Here is a 23,795-nt window from a genome sequence, read left to right on the forward strand (position 1 = left end):
ATTCGACTGTTTATCTGCTTTTATGGGAACACTCGCGTGGAAATTAATCCTTATCTAAACCAATTGAAAGACTTAACTGATCGTAGCCAAACACTACGGGGGTATCTTTGACTACGATCTGAAAAAAGAGCGTTTAGAAGAAGTTTTACGTGAGTTAGAAGACCCTGCGATCTGGAATGATCAAAACCGTGCTCAGGCAATGGCAAAAGAAAAAGGCGAACTAGAAAACGTTATTAATGTATTAGATGGCTTATCTACACAGCTTGAAGATGCGAAAGCAATGCTCGATTTAGCTGTTGAAGCTGATGATGAAAGCTTGCTGGTAGATGTGCAATCTGAACTTGGCGCTGCCGAAGAAGAATTAGCAAAACTTGAATTCCGCCGTATGTTTAGCAACCCAATGGACCCGAATCCTTGCTATGTCGAGATTCAAGCAGGTTCAGGTGGTACAGAAGCACAAGATTGGGCTTCAATGTTATTACGTATGTATATGCGCTGGATTGAACGTCACGGTTTTAAAGCAGAACTTATGGAAGTATCTGATGGTGACGTTGCAGGTATCAAATCTGCAACGATTCGTGTTGAAGGTGAATATGCATATGGCTGGTTACGTACAGAATCTGGTGTACACCGTTTAGTGCGTAAGTCACCATTTGACAGTGGTAACCGCCGTCATACTTCATTCTCTGCGGTGTTTATTTCACCGGAAGTTGATGACAATATCGAAATCGATATTAATCCTTCGGATGTTCGTACTGATACTTACCGTGCATCTGGTGCAGGTGGTCAGCACATTAACAAAACAGATTCAGCAGTTCGTTTGACGCACATTCCATCTGGTATTGTGGTTGCATGTCAAAACCAGCGTTCACAACATGCGAACCGTGATCATGCATGGAAACAGTTACGTGCAAAATTGTATGAACTAGAAATGCAAAAACGTAATGAAGCTGCTCAAGCACTTGAAGACTCGAAGTCTGATATTGGTTGGGGTAGCCAAATTCGTTCTTATGTACTTGATGACTCTCGTATTAAGGACTTACGTACAGGTGTTGAAAATTCAAATACTGGTGCAGTTCTTGACGGTGACCTTGATCGTTTCATTGAAGCGAGTTTAAAGCAGGGGTTATAAGAGTCTTTCGAACTTTTAGTTCTTTAAAACTCTTAAATTTTTAGCGATTAAAACGGCAAAGCAGTTCAGTGATCGGAAGTTAATCGGAAAAATACGATATGAATATCGAAAAAAATGGATATGAATATCGAAAAAATGCGATATTATGTTTTCGAAATGCTGAACAAAGCTTTGTTCGTTTAAAAGACGTGTTGAGCCTATGGATATTGATGCAATTAGCAAAGCCCTAGCCAATCCTCTGCGTCGGCAGATTCTGCAATGGTTAAAAGAACCTGCGCATTATTTACCGGTAGAAGAGTGTGGTGGTAGTTTTGAAAAAGGGGTTTGCGCAGGTCATATTGAACGTTTGGGTAAAGTAGCTCAGTCTACAATGTCCAATCATTTGTCTGTATTACAGCAGGCCGGTCTCATTCAGGTCCAAAAATATGGACAATGGTCTTATTTTTCACGTAACGAAGCTTTGATTCAGCAATATATCGAACATTTAAAACAAACACTTTAAAACCAATAAAGTGTAAGTCGAGGCGATCATGGCTGAACTCAATACTCCCTTAACAGTTGGTGATTTTGAAATTAAAAATCGACTGGTAATGGCCCCATTAACACGTGCACGTAGTGGCGAAAGCCGTGTTCCAAACGACTTAATGGTGGAATATTATCAGCAACGTGCAAATGCTGGTCTCATTCTCACGGAAGCAACAGTGATTGGTTCAAAAACTGTGGGTTATGCAGACACCCCTGGACTATGGTCACAAGAGCAGGCACAAGCTTGGAATAAGATTATTGAAGCAGTTCATGCACAGGGTTCAAAAATTGTAGTTCAGCTTTGGCATGTGGGCCGTATTTCAGACCCTGAACTCTTAGATGGTGATATTCCAGTTGCACCAAGTGCGATTCAACCTGCGGGTGAAGTGAGTCTATTACGCCCTAAACGCCCATTTGTAAAACCGCGCGCACTTTCAATTGAAGAAATTCAAGAAGTTGTAGCTCAATATAAACATTCAGCAGAACTGGCTAAAGCCGCTGGTTTTGATGGTGTTGAATTGCACGCTGCAAATGGTTATTTAATTGACCAGTTCCTTCAAAGTAATACCAATCAACGTGATGATGAGTATGGTGGTCCGGTTGAAAATCGTGCTCGCTTGTTATTAGAAGTGGTTGATGCCTTTATTGAAGTGTGGGGCGCTGGCCGAGTAGGTGTACATATTGCACCGCGTGGCGACTCTCATGATATGGGGGATGAAAATCCATTAGCGACGTTTGGTTATGTGGTTGAACAGTTGAGTCAACGTAATGTAGCTTTCATTTTCTCTCGTGAATACGAAGCTGCCGATAGTATTGGTCCGCAATTACGTGAAAAATTTAATGGTGTGTGGATTGCCAATGAAAATCTGACACCAGAGTCGGCAAAACGTATTTTACGTGAAGGTCAGGCAGATGCAGTATCTTTTGGTAAGGCTTATATTGCGAACCCAGACCTTTTACAACGTTTAGAGCAAGGTCTACCATTAAATGAAATTCAGCCAACGACTTTGTATGCTAAAGGCGCTGAAGGTTATACGGACTATCCTGCTTTAGAAGCTTCATAAAATCACTCTATTATTAAGTTTTTCTTTTTACTCAACTTGCTCTTTTGTGAGTTCAGTCAATGACTTTTCTTGTATATGGTAGAGTTTAGGTATCGAAACTCTGCCATTTTTTTTATCTATGTTATATTTTCCGCAGTTTTTAAATTTTGACTATTTGAGGCAAACCGCTTGGCGACCCCATTTTGGTACAACACAGCACTCCATTTATTAAAACCGTTTTATCGCTGGCGAATAAAAAGACGTGCAGAAAGTCTGGAATTATATCATCAGGAATGTCTGGAAAGATTTGGGCCGTTTGAAGATCCGAAGAATGTAAAAGCCATCTGGTTTCATGCGGTTTCAGTCGGGGAAACCAATGCTGCACAGCCACTCATTGAGCACTATCTCAAACTTGGACAGCCAGTTTTAGTGACCAATACTACAAAAACAGGTCAGGCACGTGCCAAGTCACTTTTTTTAAAAGAGCCCTATCTAGATTTATTCCAAGCAGTTTATTTGCCTGTAGACCAAAAACCGCTTTTAAAACAATTCTTCGAGTCATACCAACCGAGACTTTTAGCACTAGTTGAAACAGAGCTTTGGCCAAATTTAATCGATCAAGCCAAATTGCAGCATGTGCCTTGTTTGTTGCTTAATGCTCGCCTATCTGAAAAGTCAGCAAAAGGTTATAGCAAAGTCTCAAGTTTAACTGCCGGTATGTTAAAGCAAATCGACTGGGTATTAGCACAAGATAGTGCAACCCGTCAGCGTTATGTCGAGCTTGGTTTAGATGAGCATAAAAGTCAGGTCGTTGGAAATATTAAGTTTGATATTCATGCGCCCGAGGCTTTTATAAAACAAGCTGCCCAATTGCATCAGCAGTGGTATTTGGAAAACCGTCAGGTTGTGACTATTGCCAGTACACATGCACCCGAAGAACAACAAATTTTGGAGGCACTTGCACCTCATTTAAATTCCAATCGTGAGTTGGTATGCATAGTTGTGCCTCGTCATCCTGAACGCTTCGATGAAGTATTTGAAATTTCTCAAAATTTAAATTTAGTTACGCATCGTAGAAGCATGGGGCAAAGTATTCATGCCAGCACGCAGGTTTATTTGGCCGATAGCATGGGTGAGCTTTGGTTATGGTACGCCTTAAGTCAGGTGTGCTTTGTAGGTGGTTCTTTAAATGAGCCGGGTGGTGGACATAATATTTTAGAACCTATGGTTTTAAATGTACCTACAGTGGTAGGACCTCGTTATTTCAACTTTCAAACAATTGTCGATGAGTTCATTGATGAAAATGGGGTACTTATTGCTCAAGATGCACAGCAGGTCATTGATATCTGGCTAGCTTGTCTTGCAGAACCTGAAGCTACTGAACAGCTCGTTACACAGGCGCATAAAGTATTGCAGCGTAATCAAGGTTCGCTACAAAAACATATAGGGGTGATTAACAGGTATTTGGCCGAAAAACCATGAATATTGTTTTACTAGAACCTGAAGATACTCAGTCAGAAATCTGGTCGATTCATTCAAAGCGCCAATTACAACATTTACGTGAACATCTTGATATTACGGTTGGCCAAAATCTAAAAGTTGGTATTCGTAATAGCGCGCGTTATGTCACAGAAATTGTTTCGATTGATGAGCAAGAAGTGTGTATACGCCCTATTCGTGAAGAAGCAGTACCGGCAAAACTTCCAGTTCATTTAATTGTGGCTTTACCAAGACCTAAAGTTTTACGCCGTTTAATTATGGATAGTGTGACTTTAGGTGTTGAAAAGATAAGCCTAATTCATAGTTATCGAGTTGATAAAAGCTATTGGCAAACTCCATTTTTACAGCAAATTGATCAATACGTTACGCTTGGACTTGAGCAAGCAGGTGATACCATCGTTCCTGAAATTCAAATGTATAAACGTTTTAAACCTTTTGTTGAAGACGTTTTGCCCACCTTAATTTCAGAAACATCTCCTGCCTATGTGGCTCACCCTTATGCCGAGCAGAGTATGCCAAGTAACATTGACCATGCTTGCAGTATTGTCGTGGGTCCCGAAGGTGGCTTTATTCCCTATGAAGTTGATTTACTCACAAAAAACGGCTGCCAAGCTGTGAGCTTAGGCAACCGTATTTTAAGAACAGAAACGTCTATTTCTTATATTTTAGGGCGTTTATTTAGCTGAGTTCTCAGCATTCAATGGCAAATGATTTGCAGCCATCTTTAATTCCTGAATTGGGTAAGGAATATTAATGCCATTTGCATTGAAGGCTTGTTTTACTTCGGCTTGAATAGTGCTTGTAGATGATGAAATATCTGTCTCAGTGGTGTTAATCCACCAGCGTACCGTAAGGTTAACCGAGAAGTCTGCTAGAGCTGTCACGTTAACCGAGAAAGCAGGCTGACTCAGTACATTTCGGTCATTATTGAGAATATCTAAAATAATTTGTTTCGCTTTTTGCTCATCGTCATCATAACCGATACCGACTACGAACTCACAGCGTCGTTGTTGGTAAGCCGTATTTACCGTTAAAGCACTCGTATAAACAGTTGCGTTTGGAATAACGATACGACGGCCGTCTGGTGAGCGTAAGAAGGTTGCACGAATCTGAATATCTTCAACAGTCCCTTCAAGTGAATTCACTACAATCGAATCGCCAATACGGAATGGCTCGCTCAATAAAATCAAAATACCTGAAAGCAGGTTTTGGAAAATATCTTTAAATGCAAAACCAATTGCGACCGAACCAATACCCAATGCACTCATGAGTTGGCCCGGCGTGAACCCTGGAATCATAATGACGAGCGCAATTAAGAAACCAAAGAATAAAATTGTTGTACTGCCGACACGGTTTAAAACAAGTACCAGATTTTGGCGAGTATAAGAGCGATTTTCTAAAGTCTTACGAACAAAGAACTTAAATAATTTGGTCAGTAGCCAAAAAATAATAAAAACGGTAATCGCAATGCAGATATAAGGTACACGTTCCCAGAAACTATCTACAATTTTGTCGATAGTGGTATATGCATCATGATATTTCTCGGTATGTGCTAAAACCGTTTGAGTGGTTTTAGTACCCGCTTCTTGCAACAGTTCGCCTGTATTTTTTGCAACATCCGTTAAGGATTTTTGTTCATCAGCCACGACAAGTCTCGATTGAATAAATTCATGAAAGCTCTTTTAGCTTCCATCATAGTAGGAGATAAAATGTGCGCCTACTATAATGAGTTCAACTAAATAATAAAGTGTTTTTTAATTAAAAGTATTGCGTTCCTTTTTGTAAGATTTGTGTTGGTGTTTCTAGGGTATCGGTCCCAGAGAAATAATAAAAAAAGCCTGCTGTGGAAATGAGACTAATTAAAATAGCGAATAAAATAAGCCAAGCCATCAGTTTTTCTATAAAGGTTGAAGGTCGAGCTGGACCATATTGATTTGGACCTGCTGTACCAGAAGCAAGCAGTAAATAGATCATGAAAAAGAACTGTATGATGGGAATAAATAACAGCAGCCCCATCCAACCACTTTTATTTAAATCGTGCAAACGTCTAACAACCAGAACAATATTTAAATAAATCAAAAATAGCCAAAAAGCCCAGACCACTAAAGCACTTACGCCAGAAAGAGAACTGTAAAACTCAAAATTAAATAGATTACTTGAAAGCTGAAAACTTCCAAGAAATGAAGCCAAAATGAAATAACCTATAAGAGTGACTAAATAAATTAGGCCATAACCGCCCAAATAACTCATGCGGTTAAAGCGACCATGAATTGAAAAAGGGCTGTCTTTAAATGGAAGTTGTGGTGGACGTGAAGAGGGCGTTTCGGCAAACATATTATTTTATTCCTGTGCTGCGTCTAAAAGGTAAAATAATCTTTGTTGATGGTCAAAACCATCAAATCTTTAAAAAATTATAAAAGTAAAAGCTATAGACAAATGTTTTAAATCAACTTAATTTTATAAAAATGTTCACAATTTCGTATGTTTGAGTAAGTGGTTAATATGTGACCAAAGTCGGATTGTTTTGGCTTTGAAACAGTCATCATACTGAAAAGGCATACAAATAAGATCCAGTAAAATAATAGCCACAGTCTCGAGATGGGATGCACAAGATCAAGGAAGTTACGTATGAATGAGATCTATCCAGTACCAGAGGAATTTAAAAAAACAGCTCGTACTGTTGAAGCAGACTACTTTAAACGTTATCAACACTCTATCGAGAACCCAGATGAATTCTGGGCAGAGCAAGCTAAAATTGTCGATTGGATAAAGCCATTTACCCAAGTTAAAAATACCAGTTTTGACAAAGACAATTTCAAAATTGAATGGTTTGCTGATGGTGAGTTGAACGTATCAGCAAACTGTTTGGACAGGCATCTAAAAGAACACCCTCATAAACCAGCAATTATATGGGAAGGGGACCATCCTTCTCGTCATAAAATCGTTTCTTATAAAGAATTACACGATGAAGTCTGCCGCTTTGCCAACGTTTTAAAGAAATATGGCATTGGTAAAGGTGACCGTGTTGTGTTGTATATGCCAATGGTGACAGAGGCTGCAATTGCCATGTTGGCCTGTGCGCGTATTGGTGCTGTTCACTGCGTGGTATTTGGTGGGTTCTCGCCAGATTCTTTAGCAAGTCGTATTGAAGATAGCCAAGCTAAACTGGTGATTACCGCAGACTCAAGCCTACGTGCTGGAAAACTATTACCCCTCAAAGAAAACGTTGATTTAGCTTTAGCATTGCCGGGTACTGAGTGCGTTGAAAACGTGATTGTGGTTTACCGCAATGCAAACCCGATTGAAATGAAGCCGGGTCGTGATTTGTGGTATCACCTCATTATTATGGAGGTAGATGCAAACTGTCCTCCAGAACCAATGAAGGCGGAGGACCCATTATTTATTCTTTATACTTCGGGATCGACAGGAAAACCGAAAGGGGTATTGCATACTACGGGTGGTTACTTAGTCTATGTAACCAGTACCTTTAAAGAGGTCTTCGATTTAAAACAGGATGATGTGTATTGGTGTACAGCTGATATTGGCTGGATTACAGGACATAGTTATCTGATTTATGGTCCACTGGCAAATGGTACGACGACCTTAATGTTTGAAGGTGTACCTCAATATCCAACATGGGCACGTCTTGGTCATGTGGTCGATAAACATAAAGTTTCTATTCTATATACAGCGCCAACTGCGATTCGTGCCATGATGCGAGAAGGCGATTCGTATGTACGTGAAAGTAACCGTAGCAGCCTGCGTTTGTTAGGTTCAGTGGGTGAACCTATTAACCCTGAGGCTTGGAACTGGTACTACAACGTTGTTGGTGAAGGCCGTTGCCCGATTGTTGATACATGGTGGCAAACTGAAACAGGCGGTATTTTGATTGCGCCATTACCGGGTGCAATAGCATTAAAACCGGGTTCAGCAACACGTCCGTTATTTGGTATTCAACCAGCTATTGTAGATGGTGAAGGTAATGAGCTAGAAGGTGCCGCTGAAGGTAACCTTGTAATTAAAGATTCATGGCCGGGCCAAATGCGTACCATTTGGGGTGATCCTGATCGCTTTATTGAGGCGTATTTCTCTACCTTTAAAAATACTTATTTTACAGGTGATGGTGCTCGCCGTGATCAAGATGGTTATTACTGGATTACAGGTCGTGTTGATGATGTTTTAAACGTTTCAGGCCATCGTTTAGGTACGGCTGAAATTGAAAGTGCTCTTGTTTCGCATGAGTCAGTAGCAGAAGCAGCGGTAGTGGGTATGCCCCATGATATTAAAGGACAGGGCATTTGTACTTTCGTGACCTTACAGGCGGGTGTGCCAGAGTCGGAAGAACTGCGTAAAGAGTTAATTAACTGGGTACGTAAAGTACTCGGGCCAGTAGCTTCGCCAGATGCACTGCATTGGGCACCTGCATTACCGAAAACGCGTTCTGGTAAAATTATGCGCCGTATTTTAAGAAAGATCGCGGCAAACGAGCTTGATAGTTTAGGTGACACTTCAACCTTGGCTGAACCGGCTGTAGTAGATCAGTTAATTGCAACGGTTTATCCCGATAAGCAAAACTAATTTTAAAAAGCCCCATTTGGGGCTTTTTTATTGAGATTCATTAAGAGTTTGCTAAAAAGTCAGCAGTATTTTGTACATTCGCAAACGTACTCAGCGCAGTTAAAAAAGCTGTTTGTACGTCTTCAGCTTTTGTAGTCTTTCCAGCATAGCTTAAGTCACGTGTTGCAGTAGCATCTGCAATTAAGATGGGTTGATAGCCAAGTTCTTTGGCTGCACGTGTCCCTGAGTCAATACACATATGTGTCATCATGCCTGTAATCACGAGTTGTTCAATTTGATGTGCTTTTAAAAGTTCTTCTAAATTGGTTTCTAAGAAACTATTTGGATAATGCTTTGTCACGATTAATGAATCACTGCCAGCACTAAGTTCAGGATGAAGTAAAACCCCATCTGTATTTTCTTGAAAGAAACTCGCTTGTGGCGGGTTAATATGTTGCACATAAATAATCGGTAAATTTTTCTCGTTAAAATATTGTTCAAGCTGCTTTATTTTATCGAGCGCTTGATCTGGTCCAACCAATTCCATTTTGCCATTTTTAAAATAATCATTTTGAACATCGATAACTAATAGTGCTTGTTTCATGAGAACACTCTTGTTTGTATAAGATAAAACAAGGTTATTCTCTACTGGCAAAATCGGCTATAGTCCTATGAAAGCATTAACGCCAGTTTTCTTTCGCCATGAAAAATGAATATTGAATTAGACCCGATTGATCTAAAAATTATTGCATTACTCAAGCAAGATTCCCGCTTAACCAATAAAGAAATCGGGCAGCGAGTTCACCGGACGGGGCAGGCGGTGGGTACTCGAATTGCTCAATTAATGGATGCAGGGGTTATCAAAAACTACACCATTGCTGTTCAATATTCGTATAAACAATTTATTCATTTGCATTTAAATGAACAACGCGCTTTTGAAGAAATTGAAAATTTAGTTAAGCAATATGAACAAATAGATGAATGTTTCAAAGTCATGGGCAATGCTTGCTACATGATTGTCAGTCATTTTGAACCTGCAGCATTAAATGAATTTATTGAGGTCCTTTCAAAATGGTGTCGCTATTCAGTTGAAACAGTCGTTCGAGAAGTTGAGAAACCTTAAAAAATAAAAGCTCCAAGCCGAGTCTTGGAGCCAATAAAACTTTATTTTAATTTGTTATTTTTATTATCTTGCGCTGTTTTAACTGGAGTTTTTTAGGCTGATTTCGCTTGGATTTCTACCTCCTTTTCCTGTTGAAGTTCTAACTCACGAACGAGCGGCAGAACTTTTTCTCCGAAATATTCCACCTCTTCAATAAAGTGTAAGAATCCTGAAAGAACCAAATCGACACCTACATTTTTAAGCGCCACAATACGCTCTGCAATTTGCTGAGGTGTACCAATCAAATTGGTTTTGAAACCGTCGTTATATTGCACTAAATCTTCAAAAGTTGATTTTGCCCAGTTACCTTGTTGCTCTGGAGATGCTGCACCTGCTTCACGAGTTGCATCGCCAAATGCATTTACCGCTTCAGTGTTGGCCTTATCAATAATTTCTTGAAGTACTGCTTTTGCTTCTTCCTCGGTATCTCTAGCAATAATGAAAGCGTTCACACCAATTTTGACGTGATGGTTATTGGCTTTTGCTTTGGTACGAATGTCTTCTACTTGTTTTTGAATTTCTTCTACCGTATTGCCGTTAGTGAAATACCAGTCAGATACGCGTGAAGCCATGTCACGTGCAGCCCGTGAACTACCTCCTTGAAACACTTCAATATGAGGCTTTTGCAGAGGTTTTGGTTTAAGTGTGTAGTTTTGGAACTGGTAGTATTTACCATCGAAACTATAGTTATCGGTGGTCCAGATTCCTTTTAACGTACGAATAAACTCTTCAGAGCGAACATAGCGCTCGTCATGCTCTGGCCATTCCTCACCAATCGCATCAAACTCGCCTCTGAACCAGCCACTTACCACATTAATCGCAATACGGCCTTCAGTTAGATAATCAATTGTCGCGAGCTGTTTAGCTGCAAGTGCCGGTTTCCAAGGGCCGGGCAGAATAGCAGCAATCACCTTAAGCTTTTCAGTTTTTGCCAGTAATGCATGACTGAAGCTCACGGATTCATGCTGGTTTTCTGCCCCATAGCCCGCCGTAAAACGAATTTGAGTGAGCGCATATTCAAAACCATTGTTTTCGGCTGCCTGAGCAAGTCGAACATTGTAGTCATAACTCCAGTCTGTACGCTGTTCGATGTTGCTCACAACAAGGCCACCGCTTACATTCGGTACCCAATAAGCAAATTTAATCGGTTGTTGTAATTGCGTCATTGCGCGCTCTCCCATTCGTTATTTTTATTTAGCTATATTGCGCTTAGGCAACATGCGTTAATGATTTACCAGACTTGTGATGCAAACGAGACTCTGCTGCATCAAGGTTTGGTACAGCTGCTGAAGGTAATACTTCTTCTTGCTCAATTTGCTTGTTAATACCAAGCTCTTGATTTGCTTGCTGAGTCTTAGATTTGATTACCTCTGCACGTTTACCTTTTGCTGGCGCCCATTCTAAAATTGGTAATGCACGAGCCACTGCTAGTGTAATACGGTCAGTTAGTTGCTCGCTTTTCACCGTATATTCAGGGGTAAAGTCGCGATCTGTTGCATATACGCCAATTGGTAAAGTTTGTGCTTGGAAGAAGCTAAATAATGGACGAAGCTGATGCTCTAGTACTAAAGCATGGCGATCACTACCACCCGATGCTGCTAAAAGTACAGGCACATCGACTAAAGCTGTTTGTTCAACAAAATCGAAGAAATGTTTGAAAAGACCAGTAAAAGAGGCACGGTAAACAGGAGTACCGACAATTAGGGCATCTGCTGCTTCAACCGCTGCAAGATCATCTTGTACACGCTGCGGAAGTTGATTGCGATAAAATGCACCACCAAGTAATGGCCCAATTTCGCTTAATTTAATAAAATGAACTTTAACATCGATTGCTTCTGATAATTCATCAAGAATGGCTTGAACCAGACTTTCGGTTTTAGATGGGGTATTTAAGCCACCAGAAACGGCAACAATATTTAAAGGTTTTGGTGATGTGATACCAGTCATAATTTGGTCCTAAGCCTAAAAAAGAACATTGGTCTTATTAATCAACATCAACGATAAACTGTAAAATAACGAAATTGGTCAACCTTATCAGTTTTAAATATAAAAGATTAATCATGGATTTTTATAGTTTGGTTTTCTATTAAGCTACTGTTTTTATTTTATATAATTATAGGTGATATATTTTTTATAATAAAAAAGAAGCTTATATAAAAAACAGATTAATTTTTATTAAAAGTTAAAAAACATCTGAAAATTTTGTCTAACTTATGCATTTATCAATATTTTGCATAAAAATGGATACGATGAACGTATCTTTCATCTAAATAGTAGGGTTACAATAGGCCATACTTATGCTCAAGATTACTTTAATCGCTTATGAATATTTTAATCGTTGATGATCATCCTTTGTTTCGTCATGCTTTAATTCAAGCAGTACGTTATAGCCTGCCACAGGCACAAATTCATGAAACAGCTTCGGTTGATGAGTTTTATGAGCGTTTGGAAAATGGGGCAGAACCTGACCTAGTGTTACTCGATTTAAATTTACCGGGTGCTTCAGGTTTCTCCGCTCTTGTTTATGTAAGAGCTCAGTATCCTGCTATTCCAATTATTGTCGTTTCTGCGCATGAAGAAACTTCAATTATTCAGCGTGCAATTGCGCATGGCGCGATGGGTTATATTCCTAAATCGGCTCATCCAAGTCATATTGGTGAAGCGATTCGTCAAGTTTTAGATGGCGAAATTTGGTTACCACCAAACCTACCGTCAAATCTTAATCTTGATCCGAGAGCGGCAGATGAAACTGCTTTAGCGGAACGTATTCAGTCTTTAACCCCTCAGCAGTTCCGTGTTTTGATGATGGTTGCTGAAGGTTTGCTAAATAAACAGATTGCCTATGAACTTGATGTTTCAGAAGCAACCATTAAAGCGCATGTAACCGCTATTTTTAGAAAATTAGGTGTACAAAATCGTACCCAAGCTGTATTGGCAATTAGCGCATTAAATATTGAAGATAAGAAAATTTAAAAATAAAAAAAGACCTCAATTGAGGTCTTTTTTTATTTTCCACTTAGGCAAGGCAATCTTGCTTAGGTGTGAGGCTGTCGCAGTATAGTGGGTTAAGAGCACATTGCAAATCATCGATCTGTTCTTGGGTTACATAGCCTTTACTTTTTAAATATTCAGCTACACGGTCATCACGCAAGCTTAAGAAAGCTGCATCATAAACACCTAAATCAACAAACAGAGCAGCTGTTTCCAGACTGTTGAATCGATCAAGGAAAATGTCATTGCCATACATTAAGAAGATATGGTCGAGTTTTGCTTTTTCATCAACATGCAGACGTTCAGCAAGTTGATGTGGAGGTGTTTTAATAAACAGTAAGTCAGAAAGCTCATCAAACTGAGTCATATCTAACTGGTTTTCGCCAAGTTTGACATGACCTAGCCAAGCTTTGAAAACTAAAACAGCGCCACCACGTAGAAGCATACTCCAGATTTGATGACGTGTGTCATGGTCAAGATTTTCACTTTCAGCACTAAGAACTTTTAGAAAATTCTCTTCCTGTTGAGCTAACTTATCAAATAAACCTAAACCTTGAGGATGATAAGCAGCAGGTGCAAATACATCAAAATTTAGATCATGAAATACATTAAGCGCGAGTGGTACAGCACACTGATAAATTGTATTGAGTGCTTTGATATGCGATTCGCTAAGCTTGCTATGAGGAAAAATAGTTTGCCAATCTAATTCTGGAAGTAAGGCATTAGCACTATATTGACGATAAAACTGTTGAGATGAAAGTTGCCCTTGCGGGTTGTTATCAGAAATATTCATGGCAGTTGTCCTTTGCTTTAATTCAAGAGCTGGCTATAGGCAGAAGTAAGTTCAAATATAAAATACGTTTGGAATATTTATGTGCTATGAAGAATGCAAGTAGAATACGACTAAAGTCTTATGCGGTGTTTTTAAGTAAATAATATTTTTAAAAAACATTGGTTTATTAAATTGTAACTAGGTGTACACGTGTTCACTTACAAAAAAGGTGAGCTTTGCCATAGGAAAGTAAGCATTGGAAACTTTGGTCAATCATTCATGGCCTAAAAGAAGACTTTTTGAGCAGTTCTGCCTATTTGCTTAAATTAACCACATAATTTTTGCCAAAAAATATCTCCCAAACCTATAGAAAGCTTGGGAGATGAAAATAATTAGTCAGCTGTGTTGGCAATTTTAAGTCCAGATAACCAAGCTCTTAATGAGGCAGGTTTAAGTGGTTTCTTCAGTAAAACGATATTTAATTCTTTTAATTGCTGTGGTAACTCAGGATGAGAGTCAGCAGTAATTAAAGCAACTGGAACATCGTGTTGACGATTTTGATTAATAAAATCAACACCAAGTTGATTGTTATTTAAGTGTTGGTCGATGAGCCAAACCTGAATATTCTCTTTTTGAATAATGTCTAAAGCCTGTTCAGGTTCAGTAGCTTTGAATACCTGATAACCCCATCGCCCTAATAAACTACTCATACCCTCTAAAATCGTTTCGTCATTATCTAAGCACAAAATACGGTACGCTTTGGTTTTTAAAGGCACAGCTTGTACAGCTGGTGTTGTAACTTTTGGTGGCTCGACAATAGGTACCTCAATCATGAAGCATGAGCCTTTGCCCAACTCTGAGTAAACGTGAACTGGGTAATTGAGCAAGCCAGTCATACGTTGTACGATCGCAAGCCCTAGTCCTAAGCCTTGTTCACCCCAAGGTGATAAATGCCCACAACGTTCAAATTCTTGGAACAGCTTAACTCGTTGTTCTTCGGCAATACCAGGGCCAGTATCCCAAACGCCAATTCGAATATGATTCGGCTGCTGGGCAGAACGGAGCACACCTACGACTACTCGGCCTTTGGCGGTGTAGCGTAAGGCATTGCTGACAAAGTTTTGAATAATACGACGAATCCACTGTGGGTCGGTATCAATCCAGAAAGATACATCATGAACTTTCAGTGAAATGTTTCGCTGTGCAGCGATCGATTTAAACTGCAACTCAAGGTCACTGAGTAAATCATGCAAAGGATAAGGCTGTCTTTTTGGCTGAATACTGCCACCTTCTAAACGAGCGATATCGAGTAGGGCAGACAGCATACTTTCGGCACCATAAAGTGCTCGGTCAAGTTGTTGTAACGTTTGGCGGTCTTCTTCTGTCGAAATACTTTGCTCAAGCACGGTACTAAACAGACGAGCTGCATGCATAGGTTGCAATAAGTCGTGACTTGCCGCGGCAATAAATCGACTCTTGGACATATTGGCCATATCGGCTTGCTCACGTGCAAGTTGTTGCTCAGATAAAGCATCAGCAAGCTGTTGAGTTCGATCTTTTACGCGAGCTTCAAGTACGGCTTCGTTCGCACGGAAAGCGGTAATATCAGCAAATGTGGTGACAAAGCCACCGCCTGAAATTGGGTTGCCTCGCATTTGAATTACGCGGCCGTCTTTACGGATACGTTCAAACTCATGAGCGCTGCCGACTTTCATCCAGTGAAGACGTTTGCGCACATGTTCTTCGACTGAACCGGGACCACATTCGCCACGTTCAGCATTATAACGAATTAGGTCGGCAATAGGACAGCCCACATAAACAAGGTCTTTTGGATAGCCAAATAGTTTTAAATATTGATTATTCCACGCGACCAAACACATATTTTTATCAACTACACTCACCCCTTGGGTCATGTGGTCAATCATGGTCATGAGCAGATTTTGATTAAAGCGTTGCCATTGTGAGGCTTGGTCTAAAATATTAGCGACTTGGCCTAAAGCGAGGCCGTTATTGATCATTGCTGTGGTCAGTAATGTACGTGCAGAAGCTGCACCGATAATACCTGCTAGATATTGCTCGGTAAAACGCCACCACATGCCATTGGCAATCGTATTTGGATTGAGTGTGAGATGGTTTTGCTCACAAAAGTTCTCGAATGCTTGTGTGGTTGGCTGCTCACCTGTAATTCTTTTGGCTAAGGCAAATAGATCACCTACTTTTAAGCGAGCTGCGTCATGTGGAAGGTAAGTTAAATCGGTAGAGGTATGCGGTGAAGGTAAAGGCTTGGTTTCATAATAAAAAAAGCTTTCTGCCTGAATTTGTTCAGCAACACTTGGACGATAAATTTTTGAAATCCAGATGTATAACAGAATATTTAAACCGAGCGACCAAATCACGCCATGAGTTAAAGGAGCAAATGACTCAAAACCAAAAAGTGACTCTGGACGTAAAGCATTTATGCCAAATGGGCCGAAGAGCAAAATACTTTGTGCAGTTTCCTGATAGGCTTCTGGTAAGCTACGTAATATAGTTGGAAAGAGTAAGGTGTAACTCCACATTAAAAATCCAACGATGAGTCCAGCGTAGACACCTTGACGACTTCCACCTCGCCAATACAACCCACCAATCAGTGCAGGTGCAAACTGAGCTACAGCACTAAACGCCAATAATCCAAATACTGAAAGCTGGTTAATATCATTAAAGAAATGGAAAAATAAGAAGCCGAGTAGCATTACTGCGACAATACTAATACGACGGCTGAACTTCAGAACTTTAGGTAAATGTTTGTCGTGACGCGACAGCAATTTAAAACGCCATAAGGCAGGCATAATTAAATCGTTACTGAGCATGATAGACAATGCAACTGATGAAACCAGTAACATACCTGTCGAGGCTGAAAAGCCGCCCAAAAAGGCCAATAAAGCGAGCCACTCTTGGTTATAACTTAAAGGTAAGGACAGCACAGCCACATCGGGTACGGTCAGGAATTTTGGTGCAGCATGCAAAGCCCAACTTGCGATTGGAATAATCGCAAGAATAGTCAAAATGAGATAAACCGCGAACCACTTACGAGCACCACGAATATGCTTTTCATCGCGTAGTTCAACCACTGCCACGTGGAACTGACGTGGTAAACAAATAATCGCTAAGCCTGCCAGCAAAGTTTGAATCCAGAAAGTTTCAGGGACACCAAAGAGCTGTACTTCCTGAAAAGTCTGATTCACATCAGAGGTCATTTGGCTCAGGTTAGCTGGTGATTCAAAAATAAAAAATAAAGCCACGCATAATAAGGCAAATAACTTCACGAACGACTCAAATGCAACAGCAAGCATAAGGCCGCCATGTTGTTCGGTGTTTGCAATTTGCCGTGTACCAAAAATCATGGCTAAAATAGCAAGCACACTGGTGAGCAATAACACGCTATTGGTCGTGGTATGAATGTGCGAGTTTTGCTCCATAATGACAGAAGTACTTAAAGCAATGGCACGGAGCTGTAATGCGAGGTAAGGAATAATCGCGATAACGGCAAGAATAGTGACTAAAGAGGCCAGTACACCACTTTTACCATAGCGTGCTGCGACAAAGTCAGCGATCGAGGAAATCGCATGGTGCTGACGAACTCGCCCTAAACGCCGCCAGATGTCATAACCAAACCAGACAAATAAAAGTGGCCCTAAATAAATAGGTAGGAAGATAACGCCTTCTCGAACGGCAGCGCCAGTTGCGCCATAAAATGTCCATGAAGAGCAGTAAACACCTAAAGTTAAACTAAATAAAAACATGCGGCCACGTGTGCCGAGACGACTGGCATGCTTCTCACCAAAAAAAGCACAGACAAATAAAAGCGCAATATAAAGAGTGAGAACCCCAATAATCAGCCAGCTGTTCATATGACCTACGTAAGTGAAACCTTGTGTCTATCATAACCTATGCCGAAACAAAGCTATAAATTGATTAAATTTTAACGACCAAAGTCTAAGTTACGACTAAGCTGGAATCTTGCTAACTTTAATTATGAAAAAATACATTAAAAAAAGTGACCAAGGTTGGGCACTAGGTAAGGAGTTTGGTTATGGATCAGAGCCAAGTAGAACAGATTCTACGTAATCCAAAGTTTCAAAAAATGGTCAAGAAAAAAAGTGCATTAAGCTGGACGCTCACAATCATCATGTTAGTGCTATATGTGGGCTTTATGCTACTTGTGGGCTACAACAAAGAATTTTTGATGAGTTCCTTTAGTGGTGGTGTAACGACATGGGGTATCCCGCTAGGTTTAGGAATTATTGTTTTATCTTTCCTACTCTGTGGTGTCTATTCCTATATCGCAAATAATACCCTTGACCAATTGAGTGAAGAAGCGTTGAAGGAAGTTGAAGCCATCACGCACGAGAAAGGACTACACTAATATGAAATGGAATTCATTAAAAGCGAAAGCCCTAATGGGTGCAGCATCGCTATATTCAACTGTTGCTATGGCAAGCCCAGACTTAGGTGAAGCAGAGCAACAAGCAACCAACTGGCATGCCATTATCATGTTTGTCATCTTTGTTGGTTTCACACTGTTCATTACTAAATGGGCTGCAAAACAAACTCAATCAGCACAAGACTTCTATACTGCGGGTGGGGGAATTAGTGGTTTCCAAAATGGTTTGGCGATTGCAGGTGACTATATGTCAGCGGCGTCTTTCCTTGGTATTTCCGCAATGGTGTTTAGCTCTGGTTTTGATGGCTTGCTTTATTCACTCGGATTCATGGTCGGTTGGCCAATCGTTTTATTCTTGGTAGCAGAGCGCTTACGTAACCTCGGTAAATATAACCTTTCCGATGTCGTTTCATTCCGCCTTGAAGAAAAACCAGTTCGTACTTTAGCTGCTTTGAGTTCACTTGTTGTGGTCGCGTTTTACTTAATTGCGCAAATGGTAGGTGCAGGTCAGCTCATCAAATTGCTATTTGGTTTGAACTACAACATTGCGGTTGTCATCGTTGGTCTATTAATGATGGCATACGTAATTTTTGGTGGCATGTTGGCAACCACATGGGTACAAATCATTAAAGCAGTGATGTTACTGAGCGGTGCGACCTTCATGGCATTTATGGTCATGAAAGCAGTTGGATTTAGCTTCAGCAATATGTTTACCCAATCAATTGAAGTATTTAGTAAAGTTCATAGCATCAGCTTTGAAGACGCTTCTAAAATTATGGGTCCGGGTAAACTTGCAGCAAACCCAATTGATGCCTTATCTCTTGGTTTAGCACTCATGTTTGGTACAGCAGGTCTTCCACATATTCTTATGCGTTTCTTCACCGTGAAAGATGCAAAAGAAGCGCGTAAGTCGGTTGTAGTTGCAACAGGTTTCATTGGTTACTTCTATCTTTTAACTTTCATTATTGGTTTTGGTGCGATCCTGTTTGTATCAAACAACCCACAGTTCCTTGATGTTGCAAAAATGGCTATGACAGGCAAGCTTGAGCTTGTTGGTGGTAACAACATGGCAGCCGTGCATTTAAGTGACGCTTTAGGCGGTGACTTATTTATGGGCTTCATTTCAGCGGTAGCGTTTGCAACGATTCTTGCTGTTGTTGCTGGTTTAACACTTTCAGGTGCATCTGCAATTTCTCACGACTTATACGCTAACGTATTTAAGAAAGGTCAAACTACTCCAGCTTCTGAACTCCGTATGTCAAAAATTGCAACACTTGGTTTAGCAATCTTTGCCATGATTTTGGGTATCTTGTTTGAAAAGCAAAACGTAGCGTTTATGGTGGGCTTAGCGTTCTCTGTAGCGTGTTGTGCAAACTTCCCGATACTTGTTCTTTCAATGTTCTGGAAAGGTTTAACTACTCGTGGTGCAGTAATTGGTGGAGTGGTTGGTTTGGTAACCGCAGTTGTACTGATTATCTTATCTAAAGCAGTTTGGGTAGATACGTTAAAAATCTCTGATACACCAATTAACCCATTCAACGGTCCTGCGTTATTTGCTATGCCATTGTCGTTCCTTTGCTGCTGGTTCTTCTCCGTGACTGATAACTCAGTACGTGCGAAAAAAGAACGCGCTGCTTTCGATGCACAATATGTACGTTCAATGACAGGTATTGGTGCTTCTGGTGCATCAGATCACTAAAATCAAAACGTATTAAATATTTCATAAAAAGCCCTGCGGGGCTTTTTTTGTTTCTCCCATATAGTTATTAATAAGAAGCTCCTTAATAAAGAACAACTTGTTTATCCTATTTTTTGTACAGTATGATTTTCTATAATTCAAAACATAACGAAAAAATGGAAAATAATTAAATGCGATCTATCATCGAGTTCTGGGCAAGCTTTCGATTGCTGCCTTCGGCATGGTTGCTGTTTGTGCAATTCATTTTACTTATTTTGGCCATGCTGACTTTTGATAATGAGGCATATAGAACCTTCACTTGGGCGTTGGGAGTTCTTGCTTTACTTATTATTGCTAAGGTTATTCGTCAAACTCCGATGTTTACTTTTTTAGGTCTCACATTTGTAAGTGGAGCAATTCTATCTTCAGCATTTATTTTATTAGGCTATGGCAATTTAACGATCCAAATTTTTGCCCATACTTGTGAAGCTTTAGCTTATTTTTCGGCAGCTTATGGTTTATTTCGTTATATGTTTGCCGACCGATATTTAACACGAGATGAACTGTTTGCAGCCGCAGCTGTTTTTACATTAATTGCTTGGGGTTTTGCGTTTTTATACAACATTTGTCAGCTATTAATTCCCAATAGCTTTCAAAATCCAAACCATGTACATCACATACAAACCTGGCTAGATTTACTGTTTTTAAGCTTTAGTTTGCAGTCAGCAACGGGGCTGTCTGACCTAATGCCTCTTAGTCCACCAGCACGTGTTTTAGCAATGCTACAAATGTTTTGTGGGGTGATGTATCTAGCACTTATCGTTACGCGTTTAATTGCATTACAGTACATCTCACATGCACCCAAAAAGAATTCTGATAAATAAAGAAGGAGATGTTTCAATTTATTTACACCTTTGTAACTGCAATATTCTTTAAGTTTATTTAAAGTATTATCAGCTTTCTCTATTGAAAGATATAGCTTTATTCATTTCTGAATGTCTTTATTGGCTTTAGGCCTGTCATTTTCATTAAAAATAACATGGAGGATTTATGCCTTCCAAACAAACGAGTTGGTTCGCAAATGTTAATCCCAATGTCTTTTTGGGTACGGTCATCATTATTGCTTTGTTCTTGGCAGTAGTTGTGATTGCTCCGAGTTCTTTCGAACTTCTAACGCAGCATTTAAAACAGTGGATCACTGATTCATTTAGCTGGTTTTATGTTTTATCGGTTGCTTTTTTTCTTATTCTGCTCATTTATATTGCCTGTTCGTCGATTGGACGAATTAAATTAGGGCCCGACCATAGCCAGCCTGAATATGGTAACGGTTCATGGTTTGCCATGCTGTTCACTGCGGGTATGGGTATTGGCTTAATGTTTTTCGGTGTTGCTGAACCTGTCATGCATTATGTCAATCCACCAAGTGGAGATGCACAGACCATTGATGCAGCCCAGCAAGCCTTACGTGTGACTTTTTTCCACTGGGGCTTACATGCGTGGGCAATTTATGCAGTGGTTGGTTTAGCATTAGCATATTTTGCTTATCGTCATAATTTACCCCTAAAGACCCGTTCTGCTCTTTATCCACTCATTGGTAAAAAGATTTATGGGCCTTGGGGTGACAGCATTGATATCTTTGCGACCATTGGTACCGTATTTGGTGTAGCGACTTCTCTGGGTTTTGGTGTTACTCAAATTAACTCTGGTTTACATTATTTACTCGGTATAGAGCAAAGTACTCATATTCAAGTTTTACTCATTATTTTTGTGAGTATTTTAGCTTCATTATCTGTGTTCTTAGGACTTGATAAAGGAGTCAAACGTTTATCAGAGCTAAACTTAGTTTTAGCCTTAATCTTATTAGTATTTGTTTTTATCGCTGGGCCTAGTATTTATTTACTGCAAACTACTATTCAAAACACGGGTCAGTATATTTCTAACCTATTTACCATGACATTCAATTTATATGCTTATCAGCCAAATGGATGGATTGGGGGATGGACTATTTTATATTGGGCTTGGTGGATTTCATGGTCACCATTTGTGGGTATGTTTATCGCAAGGGTTTCACGTGGACGTACTATCCGTGAATTTATTGTGGGTGTCCTACTTATTCCGACTGGTTTTACCATTATCTGGATGGGTTTTTTAGGAAATGCTGCATTATTTAGTATTATTCAGGAACATCAAACCACTCTCATTCAGGCTGTTCAGCAAGACTCTTCAGTTGCATTATTTGAATTTTTAGGACACTTACCTTGGTCTGGTGTCATGAATGTTATTGCAACAATATTAGTTATTCTTTTCTTTGTGACTTCGGCTGACTCTGGTGCGCTGGTTACTGATTACTTAACTGCAAAAACTGATAACTCACCGACGTGGCAACGTTTGTTTTGGACAGTACTCATGGCAGTGCTGGCTATTATTTTACTTTTAGCAGGTGGACTTGCTGCATTGCAGTCTTCAATCATTATGAGTGCATTACCATTTACTGTGGTCATGCTTTTAATGAGCTGGGGATTAATAAAAGCTTTGCATCTTGATGTCACGAAAATGCAAGCAATTCAGGAAGCTCGAATTACCCCACGTGCAATTCATAATCCGAGAAGTTGGCAGCAACGTTTAGGCCTAATCATGCACTATCCACATAGTGAAGAAGAGGTTAAGCAATATATTGAAAAGCAAGTTTATAGTGCTTTTGAAAATATCAAGCATGAGTTTAAGCGTCGTCACCTTGAGGTATCGATTAGTGAAGTTGAAGATGGTATGCAACTTCGAGTCGATCACCATCATGAAATTAATTTTATTTATAAAGTTGTTTCACGTGAAACAGTACCACCAAGTTTTTTAATTGGGCGTACAGAAGCTGAAGACGGGCAATATTTCCAAGCCGAGGTATTTTTGAGAGAGGGCGGACAAAACTATGATGTAATGGACTGGACTCAAGAAGATTTGATTCAGGATATTATTGACCAGTATGAGCGTCATTTACATTTCTTAAATATCGTACGAAGTTAGCGACCATAAAAAAAGGACTCGATAGAGTCCTTTTTTTGAATTCAATTTCTAAATTAAATTAGAAACGGAATTTAGCATTTAAGCCGATAGTTTGAGTATCGTTGCTTGCATTTTTAACGTCAGCTTTCATGTAAGACGCACCAACAGCTACTGCTGGAGTGATGAAGTAGTTTACGTTACCACCCCAAGCTTGGCGGAATTCACCAAGGTCGTTACCTTTGATGTTTGCTACGCCGTCGTTACCGATGAATGCAGCACCAACGCTTAACTTAGGAGTTAAGTAAAGGTCAGTTTTTAAACCGTATTGGTTTTCTTGACCGAAAGCACCAGCAGCTTCAAAACCGATTGCCATGTTAGTTCCGTCGATTGGACCTACATATTTAGCACGAGCTGTAACAGCATCTTGATCGTTTTGGATTGCAGCAGTTTGGTTAACAGCAGAGTAGATACCGTTGCTGATGATACCGAAGTTATCTAAAGCGAATTGATTAGCAACGCTTGTATAACCAACAGTCATCAAGAAGTTAGGTAACAACATTGCACCAACTTCTAATGCATAACGGTCGCCTTGGTCATCACGAGAAATCGCGTTTTTACCATCAACGTCAGTGTGGTTATAAGTAGCGCTAGCATATACAGGAAGGTAAGGAGTTGGAACGTATGCCTCACCTTTAACACCGTATGTACCTACACGGTAGTTTAAGCCGTTGTTTTGGTCATATTGTTGGTAGCTGTAACCTAAAGACACGCTAGAAGCTTGGTTCAAGAAAGCTGCTTCAGCTAAAGGACCTTTAGTGGTATCAACATTTTTTAAGTAGTATGTACCAGCAACGTCACCAGTGAAGTTTTTATCGTTTGCAGTTGTGTCAACATATTCAGATTGACCTTGAACTTCAAATTGATAAGCATGAGCACCGGTCATGGCTAATAATACAGCAGTGGCTAAACCAAGTTTTTTCATAATCATTTCCAGCGTTAACAAGAGATAAAGCTG

20 protein-coding genes are annotated in these 23,795 nt (G+C 39.9%); 12 read left to right on the plus strand and 8 right to left on the minus strand.

Annotated features, from left to right (window positions below):
- Positions 1–36 precede the first annotated feature (36 nt).
- The 5 genes from prfB to NE363_RS00885 all read left to right on the plus strand — a co-directional run bounded on the left by prfB (position 37) and on the right by NE363_RS00885 (position 4,886).
- A protein-coding gene (gene prfB, locus NE363_RS00865; protein WP_099143691.1) for a peptide chain release factor 2 occupies positions 37–1,132 on the plus strand; the annotation gives its coding sequence in 2 pieces (ribosomal slippage) (positions 37–108 and positions 110–1,132; 1,095 coding nt in all).
- A gap of 199 nt (positions 1,133–1,331) precedes the next feature.
- A complete protein-coding gene (locus NE363_RS00870; protein WP_002053977.1) occupies positions 1,332–1,634 on the plus strand; it encodes an ArsR/SmtB family transcription factor in 303 nt (100 codons plus the stop codon).
- A gap of 28 nt (positions 1,635–1,662) precedes the next feature.
- Complete coding sequence (locus NE363_RS00875; protein WP_004704960.1) at positions 1,663–2,721, plus strand: alkene reductase; 1,059 nt, start codon at positions 1,663–1,665, stop codon at positions 2,719–2,721.
- Positions 2,722–2,889: 168 nt separating this feature from the next.
- Positions 2,890–4,182, plus strand: coding sequence for a 3-deoxy-D-manno-octulosonic acid transferase (locus tag NE363_RS00880; RefSeq protein ID WP_347913771.1), 1,293 nt, complete (start codon positions 2,890–2,892; stop codon positions 4,180–4,182).
- Positions 4,179–4,886: a 16S rRNA (uracil(1498)-N(3))-methyltransferase gene (locus NE363_RS00885; RefSeq protein ID WP_445535654.1), complete on the plus strand. Its 708-nt coding sequence runs from the start codon at positions 4,179–4,181 to the stop codon at positions 4,884–4,886. Before NE363_RS00880 ends, NE363_RS00885 begins: the two co-directional genes overlap by 4 nt.
- Here NE363_RS00885 and NE363_RS00890 read toward each other — a convergent pair.
- Positions 4,875–5,846 carry a mechanosensitive ion channel family protein gene (locus tag NE363_RS00890; RefSeq protein ID WP_004704965.1) on the minus strand — a complete coding sequence of 324 codons (972 nt, stop codon included), beginning with the start codon at positions 5,844–5,846 and terminating at the stop codon, positions 4,875–4,877. The two genes, NE363_RS00885 and NE363_RS00890, sit on opposite strands and share 12 nt — an antisense overlap.
- Positions 5,847–5,958: 112 nt before the next feature.
- Positions 5,959–6,534, minus strand: a complete 576-nt coding sequence (locus NE363_RS00895; RefSeq protein WP_086496912.1) for a DUF805 domain-containing protein — start codon at positions 6,532–6,534, stop codon at positions 5,959–5,961.
- Between the two features lie 294 nt (positions 6,535–6,828).
- Here NE363_RS00895 and acs point away from each other — a divergent pair, with 294 nt between their 5' ends.
- Entirely contained in the window at positions 6,829–8,778 is a 1,950-nt protein-coding gene (gene acs, locus NE363_RS00900) for an acetate--CoA ligase (protein WP_445535655.1), read from the plus strand.
- Positions 8,779–8,818: 40 nt separating this feature from the next.
- On the opposite strand, the gene NE363_RS00905 is transcribed toward acs, so the two are convergent.
- Complete coding sequence (locus NE363_RS00905) at positions 8,819–9,361, minus strand: cysteine hydrolase family protein (protein ID WP_077165908.1); 543 nt, start codon at positions 9,359–9,361, stop codon at positions 8,819–8,821.
- A 105-nt stretch (positions 9,362–9,466) separates the two neighbouring features.
- Between NE363_RS00905 and NE363_RS00910 the strand changes: the two genes are divergently transcribed.
- Complete coding sequence (locus NE363_RS00910) at positions 9,467–9,880, plus strand: Lrp/AsnC family transcriptional regulator (RefSeq protein WP_068935268.1); 414 nt, start codon at positions 9,467–9,469, stop codon at positions 9,878–9,880.
- Between the two features lie 92 nt (positions 9,881–9,972).
- Here the strand turns inward: NE363_RS00910 and sfnG are convergent, their stop codons facing one another.
- Entirely contained in the window at positions 9,973–11,085 is a 1,113-nt protein-coding gene (gene sfnG, locus NE363_RS00915) for a dimethylsulfone monooxygenase SfnG (RefSeq protein WP_004704974.1), read from the minus strand.
- 43 nt (positions 11,086–11,128) lie between these two features.
- A complete protein-coding gene (gene msuE, locus NE363_RS00920; protein ID WP_004704976.1) occupies positions 11,129–11,866 on the minus strand; it encodes an FMN reductase in 738 nt (245 codons plus the stop codon).
- A gap of 375 nt (positions 11,867–12,241) precedes the next feature.
- Here msuE and NE363_RS00925 point away from each other — a divergent pair, with 375 nt between their 5' ends.
- Positions 12,242–12,892 (plus strand): response regulator, encoded by a 651-nt coding sequence (locus NE363_RS00925; RefSeq protein WP_004704978.1) that lies wholly within the window; start codon positions 12,242–12,244, stop codon positions 12,890–12,892.
- A 43-nt stretch (positions 12,893–12,935) separates the two neighbouring features.
- On the opposite strand, the gene NE363_RS00930 is transcribed toward NE363_RS00925, so the two are convergent.
- Together NE363_RS00930 and NE363_RS00935 are read right to left on the minus strand one after the other, a co-directional pair.
- Positions 12,936–13,703 carry a hypothetical protein gene (locus NE363_RS00930; RefSeq protein ID WP_445535656.1) on the minus strand — a complete coding sequence of 256 codons (768 nt, stop codon included), beginning with the start codon at positions 13,701–13,703 and terminating at the stop codon, positions 12,936–12,938.
- A gap of 371 nt (positions 13,704–14,074) precedes the next feature.
- A complete protein-coding gene (locus NE363_RS00935; protein WP_039251860.1) occupies positions 14,075–17,572 on the minus strand; it encodes a hybrid sensor histidine kinase/response regulator in 3,498 nt (1,165 codons plus the stop codon).
- 182 nt (positions 17,573–17,754) lie between these two features.
- Between NE363_RS00935 and NE363_RS00940 the strand changes: the two genes are divergently transcribed.
- The 4 genes from NE363_RS00940 (at position 17,755) to NE363_RS00955 (ending at position 22,801) form a co-directional block, all read left to right on the plus strand.
- Positions 17,755–18,087: a DUF485 domain-containing protein gene (locus NE363_RS00940; RefSeq protein WP_000372818.1), complete on the plus strand. Its 333-nt coding sequence runs from the start codon at positions 17,755–17,757 to the stop codon at positions 18,085–18,087.
- Position 18,088: 1 nt separating this feature from the next.
- Entirely contained in the window at positions 18,089–19,804 is a 1,716-nt protein-coding gene (locus tag NE363_RS00945) for a cation acetate symporter (RefSeq protein WP_437256349.1), read from the plus strand.
- 170 nt (positions 19,805–19,974) lie between these two features.
- Positions 19,975–20,667 carry an ion channel gene (locus NE363_RS00950; protein ID WP_004704983.1) on the plus strand — a complete coding sequence of 231 codons (693 nt, stop codon included), beginning with the start codon at positions 19,975–19,977 and terminating at the stop codon, positions 20,665–20,667.
- A gap of 166 nt (positions 20,668–20,833) precedes the next feature.
- Positions 20,834–22,801, plus strand: a complete 1,968-nt coding sequence (locus NE363_RS00955) for a BCCT family transporter (protein WP_077165905.1) — start codon at positions 20,834–20,836, stop codon at positions 22,799–22,801.
- A gap of 58 nt (positions 22,802–22,859) precedes the next feature.
- Here NE363_RS00955 and omp33-36 read toward each other — a convergent pair whose 3' ends face one another.
- Positions 22,860–23,762: a porin Omp33-36 gene (gene omp33-36, locus NE363_RS00960; protein WP_004704985.1), complete on the minus strand. Its 903-nt coding sequence runs from the start codon at positions 23,760–23,762 to the stop codon at positions 22,860–22,862.
- Positions 23,763–23,795: the final 33 nt, after the last annotated feature.

Source organism: Acinetobacter sp. G18 (assembly GCF_052660225.1).

What these genes read in the sequence shown, in the direction of transcription:
- NE363_RS00870 (WP_002053977.1), top strand. Translation starts at nt 1,332, where the DNA reads ATGGATATTGATGCAATTAGCAAAGCCCTAGCCAATCCTCTGCGTCGG.
- NE363_RS00875 (WP_004704960.1), top strand. Translation starts at nt 1,663, where the DNA reads ATGGCTGAACTCAATACTCCCTTAACAGTTGGTGATTTTGAAATTAAA.
- NE363_RS00885 (WP_445535654.1), top strand. Translation starts at nt 4,179, where the DNA reads ATGAATATTGTTTTACTAGAACCTGAAGATACTCAGTCAGAAATCTGG.
- NE363_RS00895 (WP_086496912.1), bottom strand. Translation starts at nt 6,534, where the DNA reads ATGTTTGCCGAAACGCCCTCTTCACGTCCACCACAACTTCCATTTAAA.
- acs (WP_445535655.1), top strand. Translation starts at nt 6,829, where the DNA reads ATGAATGAGATCTATCCAGTACCAGAGGAATTTAAAAAAACAGCTCGT.
- NE363_RS00905 (WP_077165908.1), bottom strand. Translation starts at nt 9,361, where the DNA reads ATGAAACAAGCACTATTAGTTATCGATGTTCAAAATGATTATTTTAAA.
- NE363_RS00910 (WP_068935268.1), top strand. Translation starts at nt 9,467, where the DNA reads ATGAATATTGAATTAGACCCGATTGATCTAAAAATTATTGCATTACTC.
- sfnG (WP_004704974.1), bottom strand. Translation starts at nt 11,085, where the DNA reads ATGACGCAATTACAACAACCGATTAAATTTGCTTATTGGGTACCGAAT.
- msuE (WP_004704976.1), bottom strand. Translation starts at nt 11,866, where the DNA reads ATGACTGGTATCACATCACCAAAACCTTTAAATATTGTTGCCGTTTCT.
- NE363_RS00925 (WP_004704978.1), top strand. Translation starts at nt 12,242, where the DNA reads ATGAATATTTTAATCGTTGATGATCATCCTTTGTTTCGTCATGCTTTA.
- NE363_RS00930 (WP_445535656.1), bottom strand. Translation starts at nt 13,703, where the DNA reads ATGAATATTTCTGATAACAACCCGCAAGGGCAACTTTCATCTCAACAG.
- NE363_RS00935 (WP_039251860.1), bottom strand. Translation starts at nt 17,572, where the DNA reads ATGAACAGCTGGCTGATTATTGGGGTTCTCACTCTTTATATTGCGCTT.
- NE363_RS00940 (WP_000372818.1), top strand. Translation starts at nt 17,755, where the DNA reads ATGGATCAGAGCCAAGTAGAACAGATTCTACGTAATCCAAAGTTTCAA.
- NE363_RS00945 (WP_437256349.1), top strand. Translation starts at nt 18,089, where the DNA reads ATGAAATGGAATTCATTAAAAGCGAAAGCCCTAATGGGTGCAGCATCG.
- NE363_RS00950 (WP_004704983.1), top strand. Translation starts at nt 19,975, where the DNA reads ATGCGATCTATCATCGAGTTCTGGGCAAGCTTTCGATTGCTGCCTTCG.
- NE363_RS00955 (WP_077165905.1), top strand. Translation starts at nt 20,834, where the DNA reads ATGCCTTCCAAACAAACGAGTTGGTTCGCAAATGTTAATCCCAATGTC.
- omp33-36 (WP_004704985.1), bottom strand. Translation starts at nt 23,762, where the DNA reads ATGAAAAAACTTGGTTTAGCCACTGCTGTATTATTAGCCATGACCGGT.